Source organism: Yoonia sp. (genome assembly GCF_017854565.1).
Taxonomy (GTDB): domain Bacteria; phylum Pseudomonadota; class Alphaproteobacteria; order Rhodobacterales; family Rhodobacteraceae; genus Yoonia.
In genome coordinates this window covers 19,379-31,048 of sequence record NZ_JAFMHJ010000036.1, presented here as the reverse complement: position 1 = coordinate 31,048, position 11,670 = coordinate 19,379, and the positions used below count along the sequence as shown (strand labels likewise).

14 protein-coding genes and 3 pseudogenes are annotated in these 11,670 nt (G+C 64.4%); 10 read left to right on the top strand and 7 right to left on the bottom strand.

What is annotated here, in order from left to right; translation table 11 throughout:
* The 8 genes and pseudogenes from QZ196_RS13465 to QZ196_RS13430 form a co-directional block, all read left to right on the top strand.
* Window positions 1-266 (top strand): annotated as a pseudogene (locus QZ196_RS13465) (hypothetical protein); the annotation flags it as partial.
* 5 nt (window positions 267-271) lie between these two features.
* Complete coding sequence (locus tag QZ196_RS13460) at window positions 272-469, top strand: hypothetical protein (protein WP_296427241.1); 198 nt, start codon at window positions 272-274, stop codon at window positions 467-469.
* The gene (locus tag QZ196_RS13455) at window positions 462-839 is read left to right on the top strand and encodes a DUF6362 family protein (protein ID WP_296427239.1); all 378 of its coding nucleotides are present in this window, start codon (window positions 462-464) and stop codon (window positions 837-839) included. The genes QZ196_RS13460 and QZ196_RS13455 overlap by 8 nt, the downstream gene beginning before the upstream one ends.
* 453 nt (window positions 840-1,292) lie before the next feature.
* Window positions 1,293-2,543: a DNA methyltransferase gene (locus QZ196_RS13450; protein WP_296427238.1), complete on the top strand. Its 1,251-nt coding sequence runs from the start codon at window positions 1,293-1,295 to the stop codon at window positions 2,541-2,543.
* Window positions 2,446-3,051 (top strand): annotated as a pseudogene (locus QZ196_RS13445) (DNA cytosine methyltransferase); the annotation flags it as partial. The gene QZ196_RS13450 and the pseudogene QZ196_RS13445, both read left to right, overlap by 98 nt.
* Window positions 3,052-3,259: 208 nt before the next feature.
* Entirely contained in the window at window positions 3,260-3,745 is a 486-nt protein-coding gene (locus tag QZ196_RS13440; protein ID WP_296427243.1) for a hypothetical protein, read from the top strand.
* Window positions 3,742-3,960, top strand: coding sequence for a hypothetical protein (locus QZ196_RS13435; RefSeq protein WP_296427237.1), 219 nt, complete (start codon window positions 3,742-3,744; stop codon window positions 3,958-3,960). Before QZ196_RS13440 ends, QZ196_RS13435 begins: the two co-directional genes overlap by 4 nt.
* A gap of 74 nt (window positions 3,961-4,034) precedes the next feature.
* Window positions 4,035-4,424, top strand: a complete 390-nt coding sequence (locus QZ196_RS13430) for a hypothetical protein (protein ID WP_296427235.1) — start codon at window positions 4,035-4,037, stop codon at window positions 4,422-4,424.
* A 91-nt stretch (window positions 4,425-4,515) separates the two neighbouring features.
* Here QZ196_RS13430 and QZ196_RS13425 read toward each other — a convergent pair.
* From QZ196_RS13425 to QZ196_RS13395, 7 genes and pseudogenes are all read right to left on the bottom strand, one after another.
* Window positions 4,516-4,632: pseudogene (locus QZ196_RS13425) on the bottom strand (DUF3489 domain-containing protein); the annotation flags it as partial.
* Window positions 4,633-4,738: 106 nt separating this feature from the next.
* Window positions 4,739-5,728: a tyrosine-type recombinase/integrase gene (locus tag QZ196_RS13420; protein ID WP_296427233.1), complete on the bottom strand. Its 990-nt coding sequence runs from the start codon at window positions 5,726-5,728 to the stop codon at window positions 4,739-4,741.
* Complete coding sequence (locus tag QZ196_RS13415) at window positions 5,725-6,645, bottom strand: tyrosine-type recombinase/integrase (RefSeq protein WP_296427231.1); 921 nt, start codon at window positions 6,643-6,645, stop codon at window positions 5,725-5,727. Before QZ196_RS13415 ends, QZ196_RS13420 begins: the two co-directional genes overlap by 4 nt.
* Entirely contained in the window at window positions 6,642-7,853 is a 1,212-nt protein-coding gene (locus tag QZ196_RS13410; RefSeq protein WP_296427230.1) for a site-specific integrase, read from the bottom strand. The genes QZ196_RS13415 and QZ196_RS13410 overlap by 4 nt, the downstream gene beginning before the upstream one ends.
* Before the next feature lie 111 nt (window positions 7,854-7,964).
* Complete coding sequence (locus QZ196_RS13405) at window positions 7,965-8,459, bottom strand: DUF3489 domain-containing protein (protein WP_296427229.1); 495 nt, start codon at window positions 8,457-8,459, stop codon at window positions 7,965-7,967.
* A gap of 95 nt (window positions 8,460-8,554) precedes the next feature.
* Entirely contained in the window at window positions 8,555-8,773 is a 219-nt protein-coding gene (locus tag QZ196_RS13400) for a hypothetical protein (RefSeq protein WP_296427227.1), read from the bottom strand.
* Between the two features lie 5 nt (window positions 8,774-8,778).
* The gene (locus QZ196_RS13395) at window positions 8,779-9,048 is read right to left on the bottom strand and encodes a hypothetical protein (RefSeq protein ID WP_296427225.1); all 270 of its coding nucleotides are present in this window, start codon (window positions 9,046-9,048) and stop codon (window positions 8,779-8,781) included.
* A 111-nt stretch (window positions 9,049-9,159) separates the two neighbouring features.
* Here QZ196_RS13395 and QZ196_RS13390 point away from each other — a divergent pair, with 111 nt between their 5' ends.
* Window positions 9,160-9,720 (top strand): hypothetical protein, encoded by a 561-nt coding sequence (locus QZ196_RS13390; protein ID WP_296427222.1) that lies wholly within the window; start codon window positions 9,160-9,162, stop codon window positions 9,718-9,720.
* A complete protein-coding gene (locus QZ196_RS13385; RefSeq protein WP_296427220.1) occupies window positions 9,668-11,668 on the top strand; it encodes a phage terminase large subunit family protein in 2,001 nt (666 codons plus the stop codon). The genes QZ196_RS13390 and QZ196_RS13385 overlap by 53 nt, the downstream gene beginning before the upstream one ends.
* Window positions 11,669-11,670 lie beyond the last annotated feature (2 nt).

Genomic DNA, 11,670 nt, shown 5'->3' with positions numbered 1-11,670 from the left:
TAAGGCGGCATGCAGGCACCGATGCTGCCCATGTTTACGGCGGCCTCATGGCCTCGCTGACCAGCTGGGGTGAACTCAGGGGCGTGCCATATGAGGGCGTCCCAGTTGGCACCATCAAGCGCCATGCCACCGGCAAGGGCAATGCGCCGAAGCAGGCCATGATCGATGCGGCTCGCGCCCGCGGGTTCTCGCCCGCCGACGACAACGAGGCCGACGCCATCGCAATCCTCCTCTGGGCCATTGAGACCCGGGGAGGTGTGCAATGAGTGGCATGCGGTTCACACCAAAGGGGTACGGCGGTCACCGCCGGGACCCCGAGCAGGTCAAGCACGACGGTTGGCACGAACAAGGTGTGTTGGCCGTCAGCGTCCATGACGACCGTCTGACATGGCCCGAGCGCGCATTAGTCGAACAGCTTGGTGCCAAGCTCTACGGGCCACGTCTCACAGGGGAGGTGCGCAATGGGTGATCACATCTGGACCGCCGACGACGTGGCCGACCATTTCGAGGAAGCATTCCGCACCCTGCGCAAGCTGCCGCCGGTCAAGGCGCGCGGGTATTTCAGCGCATGGCCCGACTTTGCCCGATCGAGAAAGGAGATCGCAGCCATGGAGCCAGAGCCGATGCGGGTCTGGCCGTCGGCGACAGCCATCACCCGGCTCGAGCAGACATTCGACTGGGTGCTCTGGATCAATGAGGCCGAGCGCAAGCTGATCTGGTCACGTGCTGCCCGCATGCCGTGGAAGCAAATCAGTGGTGAATTAGGGGTAGATCGTACCACTGCGTGGCGGAGGTGGCAGCTGGCGCTGACAAAGATAGCCTCACGGCTGAATGCCTAACGACTCCAATGTGTTGCAACACTTTTGTTCTCGACACATGCAACATTTCCATGCTACCTGTAAGGCATAATGGGGAGAGTGCGTTGGAAGACGGTTCTCCCCGTTTTCATTTGGGCGGCTGATGGTTCTCAGGTCTGCAACTGCTTACCGGTTGATCGACAGAAAACCGTCTCTGCACAAAATGTTGCATCATCTAACCCATTGATATTGAACGGGTCCTTCCTGTTCGTAACCGTATACGGGGGGGCGAAGCGCGCAATATCGCCAGCGACAGGGCCGGTTTTTTGGGAAGCCACCCCGGCGGGCATCCACCCGCGATCTTCTGAAAACCATAATAAAACAAACCTTCGGAACCGGACACGTCCGGTGGCCGCTGGACCCCTGTCGGAGTCCAGGCTGGCTGCCGGTGTCCGGAGTCCAGGGGATCCACCTCATGGAGGCGAACCGACCAGCATGACCCTGAGCTTTTCCCCGGACGCCATTGAGACATGGCCGCTGACCAGGCTCCAGCCTTATGCAAAAAACGCAAAAATGCATGGCGCGGATCAGGTCGCGAAGATCGCCGCCAGCATGGCCGAGTTCGGCTGGACGGTTCCCTGCCTCGTCGCGGACGACGGCGAATTGATCGCGGGCCACGGCCGGGTGCTGGCCGCTACGCAGCTCGGGCTGACCGAGGCCCCAGTGATTGTGCTGGGGCATCTGACCGACGCACAGCGCCGTGCCTACCGGATCGCGGACAACAAGCTGGCAGAAAGCCCATGGGATGAAGCGCTGCTATCGGCCGAACTGAACGACCTTCTGGCCGAGAACTACGACCTGTCGCTCATCGGCTTCGATGACGCTGAACTCGAGGCGCTGTTGGCCGGAGATGTTGATCCTGAGGCCGCGTCCCGAGAGGGCGAAGATGACGTTCCGGAGGCGCCTGAGACCCCGATCAGCCGTCCCGGCGATCTCTGGGTGCTGGGCAAGCATCGGTTGCTCTGCGGTGACGCGACCGTTGCCACCGAGGTCGAGCATCTGCTGGGCGACGTGAAGCCGCTCCTGATGGTGACCGATCCGCCCTACGGCGTCGAATACGATCCCGGCTGGCGCAACAAGGCGGGAGCCGCCGCAACCAAGCGCACCGGTAAGGTGCTGAATGACGACCGTGCTGACTGGCGTGAGGCCTGGGCGCTATTCCCGGGCGATGTGGCCTATCTCTGGCATGGCGCGCTGCATGCCACGACTGTCGCGGACAGCCTTGAGGTATCTGGATTCAAAATTCGATCCCAGATCATCTGGGCCAAGGATCGCTTGGTGCTGAGCCGCGGTGATTATCACTGGCAGCACGAACCATGCCTCTATGCCGTGAAAAAGACCGGCAACGGCCATTGGGCGGGTGATCGCAAACAAACGACACTTTGGCAGATCGCCAACAAGGATCAGGATGCTGAAACTGTGCACGGGACGCAAAAACCCGTCGAGTGCATGCGTCGGCCGATCCTGAACAATTCCAGCCCGGGTCAAGCAGTGTACGAGCCCTTCATGGGATCCGGGACCACGCTGATCGCCGCCGAAACGACGGGCCGGGTCTGCTACGGGATCGAACTCAATCCGGCTTACGTCGATGTCGCTGTGGAGCGGTGGCAGCAGTTCACGGGCAAGGACGCTGTCCTTTCCTGCTCGGGCGAGACCTTCAACACAATCAAAACCAAAGACGCGTGAGGCGATGCATGACCTGGCTTTACCTTCCTCCGGATACGCTTCCGGAAACGGAGACGCATGCCTGTTCGGCCTCTCGCTTTGCTCCGGTGCAGGCGGGCTCGACCTCGGGCTCACCATCGCCATCCCCGGATATCGAACTGTGGGCCATGTCGAACGGGAAACCTACGCCGCGGCCACTCTCGTGGCGCGGATGGAAGACGCGGCCCTGGATCGCGCGCCTGTCTGGGACGACGTTGGAACCTTCGACGGCCGTCCGTGGCGCGGCGCTGTGGACATCGTCACTGCGGGTTATCCGTGCCAGCCGTTCTCCGTCGCAGGCAAACGCCTCGGCACCGAGGATCCACGCCACCTCTGGCCGCATGTCGCCCGCATCATCGGCGAAGTTGAACCGTCCTTCGTCTTCCTCGAAAACGTCGCCCATCATCTCCGCCTCGGCTTCCCCGAAGTCGCCGGAGGACTGGTCGGCATGGGCTACCGCCTTGCGGCGGGCCTCTTCACGGCGGCGGAAGTCGGTGCACCCCACAAGCGCGAGCGGCTGTTCATCCTCGCCATCCGCGAAGTCGACGAATTGGCCGACCCCGCGCGCCTGCTCTGGGACCCGCTCGAGTGGCGGGAACCGAACGGAAATTCTGCGAATGTGGCCGACGCCGAGGGCAAGTGCCAACGAGAACCGGCAGACGAAACCAACGCCCTCGCAAGAAGCAGGCAAGCATGGGATGAACCTGGCAACGAGCGCTGCGATGTGGCCCACGCCGCAGACCGACAGCTTTCGGAGCCGGGGCGGCGACCGGAAACACGAGAAGGGTCTGGACGGCATGGCGCGGGACTGGCCGACGCCGATGGCCAACGACGGCTGCAAGCCGAGTGCTGGCAACCGCAAGACAGCGGATCTGACCCATGCCAGCCGCATGCGGATGACGCCGACGGCCCGGGATCACAAGGACGGGGCAACGACGTTGGCGAACACGCCGGTGAACGGCCTGCTTGGCCGCCAGGTCCTGGTGACGCCGATAGCTGGGAGCGATACCTCCGAGCCGCGCCGGACCTTGAACCCAGCATTCGTCGAGGCGCTGATGGGCTGGCCCACCGGGTGGACCGGCTTCGCCTTTGTGGCAACGGAGTGGTCCCGCTGGTTGCGGCGCATGCGCTGCGAACTCTGGCAGCTGAACTGCTGGCCGATGGATGACGAGGCGCCAGCATGAGACAGTCGCGCCTCATGTCGCTGGTCGAATCCGTCGCCAACATGATCGTCGGCTACAGCGTCGCGGTCGTGACGCAAATCCTGATCTTCCCGATCTTCGGGCTGCACACGACGCTGGCGCAGAACCTGAAAATGGGCGCGGTGTTCACCGTCGTCAGTATCGTGCGTTCGTTCGCCCTGCGGCGCTGTTTCGAGGCCATGCGCGGAAAACAATGACGACCAAAGAACGCCAGACTTTGGTTTTCGGAAGATGGCGTATAGCCTACGACAAAATCTGTAGGGACCAATAGATGCCTCAACTGAATGTCAAAGGGCTTGATCGCAGCGAATGGGGGAACTCTATTGTTCGCCTGCACCAATCGCATCGAAGTGGGATTGGGCGGTACGGCGTTGCACGAATAATCAACTCCGCTGATCGATCACGATCATGCGATGCGGTGTTGCTAGGCCATGACGACGAAAACACGATCTACATGGCCTTCGATACGAGGCAAGCACTCGGGATCGATAAAGGCCAGCGTTTGAGTTTTGAACTCACAGAACTTGGCTGGCTCGGTAAACTCCGTTGGTACCTCAAAACACCTGACCCAAGGATCTACATTCCTGCATGGCTCGCTGTTTGGTCGGTCGTTCTTGGTCTCTTGGGGTTCTTGCTGGGCGTCGTCGCGCTTCTGAAATAGTCAGAGATCCGTTTGAATGGAAGTATGAGGCCGAGGATTGTACCACCGCCCCAATGGAGCGGCGGTCATGTTCTGGTCTGGAGCTTTAGCCTCAGTCGGCAGGGAGTTTGTAGACCCGCCCCCGATCCTCGACCTTCTCCGAGGTGACGTCGAGGCCCAGCTTCTTCTTCAGCGCCCCGGCCATCGCGCCGCGCACCGTGTGAGCCTTATGCCGACTTCGGCATAAGTCGCATTATGCCGATGCCCGGATTATGCCGATGTAGGTCTGTAAGTCGTTGTTTCCGGCGGGGACCGCTGTGTCGGGGTCGGCATAATCAGAGGGCTTCGAGGAAGGCGAGGAGTTTGTCTGTCGGCCGGAAGCGGCCGGGTTTGGTCGTGATCGGGGCTGTCCTTTCGAGGGCCCTTTCCTTGATTTGCAGGTCCGCGTGCAGGTAGATCTGGGTCGTCTCAACCTGTTCGTGGCCGAGCCAGAGCGCGATCACCGCGGTGTCGATGCCGGCGCGCAGCAGACGCATGGCCGCGGAATGCCGCAGGACATGCATGGTCACCCGCTTGCGTGCGAGGGATGGGCACCGGCTGGCCGCATCCTTGACGTATCCGGCCAGTCGGCGTTCAAGCGCATCGCGGCTGAGAGCGCGTCCGGTGCGTGTCGGGTACAGCGGGTCTGCTGGCTGACCGGCCCGCTCGGCCAGCCAGACCCGCATCACGGCAACAGTGCCGGATGTGAGCGGCGTGATCCGCTGCTTTCGCCCCTTGCCGTTGCAGCTGACATGCGCACCGGCTCCGAGATGGACGTCGACGCAGGTGAGCCCGATCAGTTCGGAGGCCCGAAGGCCGGTCTGGACGGCGAGGCCGAACAGCGCCGCGTCGCGCCGCCCGGTCCAAGTCGCCCGATCCGGCGCGGCCAAGAGGGCGTCGATCTCCGCCTCGGTCAGCCAGGTCACCAGACGCCGTTCGAAGTGCTTCGGCGGAATGGCCAGAACGCGCTCGATGGTGGCGGCATGTTCGGGATGGCGCAGGGCCGCGTAGCGGAACAGGGACCGGATCGCGGCCAGTCGGGCGTTGCGGGTGCGCACGCCGTTCTGTCGCTCGTGCTCCAGATGGTCGAGGAAAGCGCCGATCAGGGGCGCATCGAGATCGTCGATGTCGAGCTTTCCCGGCGCCTTGCCGTGTTGCTCTGACGCGAAGATCAGGAGGAGCCGCAATGTATCGCGATAGGCCTGAACCGTGTTCGGGCTGACCTGGCGCTGGCGGACGAGGCGGTCGGTGAAGAACGCCTGCAGGGTCGTGGCCAGCGCACTCATGCGTCACCCGCCAGATGGCGCTCGAGCCGTTCGCCTGCCAGTGCCAGAAGTTCCGGCGCCGCCGACAGGTACCAGTAGGTGTCGCCGGGATCGGCATGGCCGAGATAGGTGGACAGAATGGCGAGGCGGGAGCCGGGCTCGCCTGTCCTGTAATCGTCGATAATGGTACTGACGGCGAAGCTGTGCCTCAGATCGTGGATCCGGGGCCGGCACGCCGCCGAGCGTGGGGCAATGCCGCAGTGATGCAGCAGTTTCCGGAAGATCGGCTGCACGGTATTGTAGCGCAGCCGTTTGCCGCGCGAACTGATCAGCAGGACCGGCGGGCCCTCGGGACAGGGGCGGTCGTCGCGGTGCAGGTAGTCCTGCAAGGCAGCGACCGTCGTCGGGTGCAGCGGCAGGGCGCGGGCCTTGTCGAATTTGCCGTGCCGGATCGTCACCATGCCGCCGCCCGCGTCGAAGTCGCCGCGGTCGAGGCCGATTGCCTCGCCGATCCGCATGCCGGTCGTCGCCAGCAGACCGATCAAGGTCCGGTAGGTTGCCTGCACGTGTGTTCCGCGCAGGTTCCCCGTGGCCCGCATCAGCGCAGCAATCTCCTGGGGCGTGTAGAGATAAGGTGTTGCGCGGCGTATTTGCGCCGGCAGAAGATCGTCGGCCGGCACCTCGGTCCTCGGGTCGAGCGTGCGCAGGTGCCGAGCGAAGAGACGGACCTCGGCCAGCCGCCGGGAGGTCCAGATCGCATCAGCGCCAGCGGGCTTTGTCGCCCAGGCCAGCGCTGTCCCGGCCCGGACATGGGTCTCGCCGCGATCCTCGGCGAAGGTCACGAACTGGCCGAGAAGCCGCTCGGCCTTGTCCATCTTGTAGCCGAGGGCGCGCCGCATCGTCAGATAATCGGCAAGGGCATTACGCAAGTGGCTCATAGCGCGCCCTCCGGCCAAGGGCGCGCGATCAGGCGCAGGGTGTCGCGGTCAACCTTGGCGTAGATCGCCGTGGTCTCGACACGACGATGACGCAGGAGCTGCCCGATCTCCGGCAAGGATGCGCCGGCGCGCAACAGTTCCGTTGCCACGGTATGGCGCAGGCGATGAGCGTGGATGCGCCCGAGGTCCGCGCGCCGGGCGGCATCCGCCACGATGCCGCTGACCCGGCTCGCGCCGAGAGCATGATGGGGCGCGAAGTGCCGGACGAACACGGTCCGCCCCTGCGCGTCCGCCGGTCGGGCATGGCGCAGGTATTCGGCCAGTCGGCGGCCGACATCCGGCGGAAGCGGGAGCCGCTCGTGACAATTGCCCTTGCCGCGCACGCGGATCGTGCCCGCGCGCCAGTCGATATCGTCGAGCCTGAGCCCAGCGACCTCGCCGCGCCGCAGGCCGAGCCGGACCAGCAGGGCCAGGATCGCCAGATCGCGGCAACCGACGGCGGTATCGGCATCGCAGGCCGCGAGAAGGCGCCGCACCTGATCAGGTTCGAGCCCCTTGGGAAGTCCGGCCAGTCGGCGACGCAGGACCTTCGGCACGGCCGGGACAAGCGAGCGTTCCGTCACGCCGTCCAGATGCAGGAAGCCGAGGAACGACCGAAGCGCCGTGACCGTCAGCTTCGCCACGCCGGCGTTCAGGCGCGGGCACCACGCCACAACGAAGGAGGTGATATCGGCCGGGGTCAGCCCCTCGAGATCGAACTGCCCCGCGGCCATTCTGCGGACCAGGAACGGGCGCAGGCAATCAATGTACCGATCGGTCGTACCATCCGCGAGGCCGCGTTCCGTGACCAGGAACTGCCGGTACCGGTTCAGGATTGCCCCGGCGGGATCGTCATCCACTGCGGCTTCGGCCGCGGGCACCAGTCCCAGCCCGCGCAAATGGTCGAGAGCGGGCCCCAGTGCCTTGCGTGTCTTCAGCTTGCGGACGCCCGCGGCCCGGCGGTCAGCCATGAACCGATCGACCTGCGCCATGGACAAATCGCCCATCGCGAGCTCTTGCGCCTGCAACCAGCCGATCAGGTCGTTGAGCAGCCTGCGCTGCTTCCAGAGCGTGGAGGCCGCGTATCCCTGCCGCCGCAGATCCTGCTCAAGGCCTTTGGAAAGGGCCGTGACCGGGTTCTTGCGCCGTTTCTTCTTCGGTTCGATCACTATGATATCTCCTCGTTTCGACGTGAAAGAGGAGACGTTACCAGCCTGCAGCCCCGAGGATTATGCCGAACCCGATGCGGCAAAACTGCAGTTATTCAGATACTTACACAGTTACATCGGCATAATCCGGGCATCGGCATAATGCGGCTGCCAGTTCGTGGCGGCCATGATCTCTTCGATGGTCGCTCCGTCCGGCGCGCGCAGCATCGCGATTAGGGTGGCCTGCTTGGTTCCCTCGCGCGGCGTGCGCGTCTTTGGCGCGGCTTCGGGTCCGGTGGGAGCGTCCGGCGCAGGCTCCTCGGTCGGGGCGTCCGTCGCGCCCGCAGGGGCGGTGTTCACGTCCTCCGGCTCGATGTCGATGGCGGCGAGGCCTGCGGCGGTGGCGACCAGTGTGACGCCGTGGCCGTCGCCGGTCTCGCGCCAGACGGGCTCGCCCTTGCGCATGTTCGCATCGACCTCTTCGAGGAAGCCCTTGGCGAGCATCGCGCCGACCACCTTGGTGGCGGCCCCGCCGCGCAGGCTCTCGGGCAGCGGCAGGGCAATGCGGTCCTCCGTCTGAGCCGCGCGAGAAAGAATGATCGTCTGGGTGTCGGAAAGTTTGGTCATGGGGTCGTCTCCGTGTTCGAACCGCGACCGTCGCGGTCTTCTACGACCCCAAGCCGCGCAGGGCGCGCGGCCGGAGTTCGGGCGGTGGCCCGAGGTCAGATCAGCCCTAGGTCTCGCAGAAGCACTGCAGCGGCGGGCAGCCGGTCGGTGGCGACGTCGATGGCGATCGTCATGCTGTCGGCGGTGAGGCGGGCCGGAATGTCGGCCTCATCGCGCAGCGACGCTTCGATCTCGTCGAGAACCGCTGGGATGCGGCTCGCGTCCCAAGGCTCGTTGAGGCCCCGAATGGCGATGCGGATGGTGCTGGATTCCATGGTGCTTACTCCGCGTGCTCGCCTTCGCTGAATGCGCTGTCGGTGATGCGCTTCAGGAGGCTGGCGTAGTGCTCAAGGGTGCCGACATGGCCCCAGTTGATCTCGTCGGGGTGGGCGTTGAAATGTTCGTCGCTCAGGCTCGACAAACGGGCGAGCATTTTGTCGATTTGGGCCTTCTTGCCGATGAATGCGTTGAGCGCTGCCTCCTTGTTCCGCGCAGCCTTCTCGGCGCGCAGTTGGTGGCGGGGTGTGGTGATCGGGTTCAGGCGGGTCATCGTGGCGGCTCCGTGGTGAGTTGCATCTTTTTCTTGAGACCACGTTCGCTCTGGTACGGAGGCTTATCAACTACATAAGCACATGATTTTGAATGATAATCGGAGCGCGCAATGGAGGGTCTGAGCGAGCGCCAATACGCCACTCGCGTCGGTCTGTCGCGCGGGGCAATCCAGAAGGCCAAGGCGACAGGGCGGCTGGTTCTGTACGGCGATGGCAGCATTGACGCGTTGGCCAGCGATGCCCTGCGCGCCGAGGCGACCGATCCGTCGAAGACCCGGAAAGCGCCGCAGCCAAAACTCAAACCTGTCCCGGAGGCGGCAGTGTCCGCAGTCGGCGAGACGCTCCGTGAACAGGGGTTAGCGGCGCCACAAATCGGCAGCGGCACCACGTTCCTGCAGGCCAAGACGGCGAACGAAGTGCTAAAGGCGCAGGAGCGCCGCCTCCGGTTACAAAAGCTGAAAGGCGAGTTGATCGACCGGGCCCGCGCGCTGTCGCTGGTGTTTCGGCTGGCGCGGCAGGAACGCGATGTCTGGGTGAACTGGCCCGCTCGTGCGGCGGCGCTGATGGCCGCCGATCTCGGCGTTGAGCCCGCCGCGATGCAGAAGGTTCTGGAGAAACATGTCCGTGCCCAGCTCGACGATCTTGCCGAGGTCAAACCCGATCTCCGGTGACACGGACGATGTGCTGGATTTCGACGGCGCTGCGGAAATCCTGCGCGCCTGGGGTGCTGGCCTCACGCCGGATGCGGACCTGACCGTTTCCGAATGGGCGGACCGGCACCGAATGCTTTCGGGGCGCGCTTCGGCAGAACCCGGGCGGTATCGAACGGCGCGCACGCCCTACATGGGCGAAATCATGGATCGACTTTCACCCGGCGATCCGACGCAGCGGATCGTCTTCATGAAGGCGGCGCAGGTCGGCGCGACCGAGGCCGGCAACAACTGGATCGGCTTTGCCATCCACCAGGCACCGGGCCCGATGCTGGCGGTCCAACCAACGGTGGAACTGGCGAAACGGAACTCAAGGCAACGGATCGATCCGCTGATCGACGAGAGCCCCGAATTGCGGGAGCGGGTCAAACCGGCCCGCTCCCGCGACGCGGGCAACACCATGCTGTCGAAGGAGTTTGCGGGCGGCATCCTGATCATGACCGGAGCGAACTCGGCCGTGGGTCTGCGCTCGACACCCGCGCGCTACATCTTCCTCGACGAGGTCGATGCCTATCCGGCCTCCGCTGACGACGAAGGCGATCCGGTCACGCTGGCCGAAGCGCGGTCGCTGACATTTGCCCATCGGCGCAAGGTGTTCCTGGTTTCGACCCCGACAATCCGGGGGCTCTCCCGGATCGAACGCGAGTTCGAGGCAAGCGATCAGCGGCGGTTCTTTGTGCCATGCCCGCACTGCGGTCAGGAACAGTGGCTGAAGTTCGAGCGGCTGCGCTGGCAGAAGGGTCGTCCGGAAACGGCGGAGTATCACTGCGAGGGCTGTGAGACACCCATCGCCGAACACAACAAGACGGCGATGCTGGAGGCAGGCGAATGGCGCGCGACTGCGACGGCCGCCGATCCTGGCACTATCGGCTATCACCTCTCAGCTCTCTATTCGCCGGTCGGCTGGCTGAGTTGGGAGCGGATCGTGCGGGCCTGGGAGGCGGCGCAAGGGTCGGACGAGGCGATCAAGGCGTTCCGCAACACGATCCTCGGCGAGACATGGGTCGAAACCGGCGAGGCGCCGGACTGGCAGCGGTTGGCGGACCAGCGCGAGACTTGGGAAGGAGGCACTGTTCCAGAGCGGGGCTTGTTCCTGACCGCCGGGGCGGACGTTCAAAAGGATCGCATCGAGGTCGATGTCTGGGCCTGGGGCCGCGGGCTGGAGAGTTGGCTGATCGATCACCTGGTCATTGAGGGCGGGCCCGGCGATCCGGGTTGCTGGCAGCAGCTGACCAATTTGCTCGGTCAGACCTGGGAGCATGCCTCAGGTCAACCGATGACGTTGGCACGGCTGGCGATCGATACCGGCTACGAGACCAGTGCTGTCTATGCCTGGTCGCGACAGGTCGGATTCGCGCAGGTTGCCCCGGTCAAAGGCGTTGAAGGCTTCAACCGCTCGAGCCCGGTCACTGGCCCGACTTATGTAGACGCGACCATCGCAGGCAAACGGCTGCGGCGCGGGGCGCGGCTTTGGACGGTCGCCACCTCGACCTTCAAGACCGAGACCTATCGCTATTTGCGGCAGGACCGCCCGACGCGGGAGGAAATCGAGGCTGGGCACCTTTGCCCGCCCGGAACGATACATCTGCCAAACTGGGCGGACGGCGAGTGGTTGAAGCAATTCACGGCCGAACAACTGATCACGGTGCGCACCAAACGCGGCTTTGCCCGGCTCGAATGGCAGAAGCTGCGCGAACGCAACGAGGCGCTGGATACACGGGTCTATGCGAGGGCCGCGGCTTGGATATTGGGCGCTGACCGTTGGTCCGATGCGCGGTGGACTGATCTGGAAGCACAGGTCGGGATCACGGCGGAGGACATGGCTGGGGACGGGGCGGGAAACACCACGCCCGCTTCTCGGCGCGCGGGACCACAGCGGCGAACCGTGCGCTCAAGTTACATGAGGTGAAT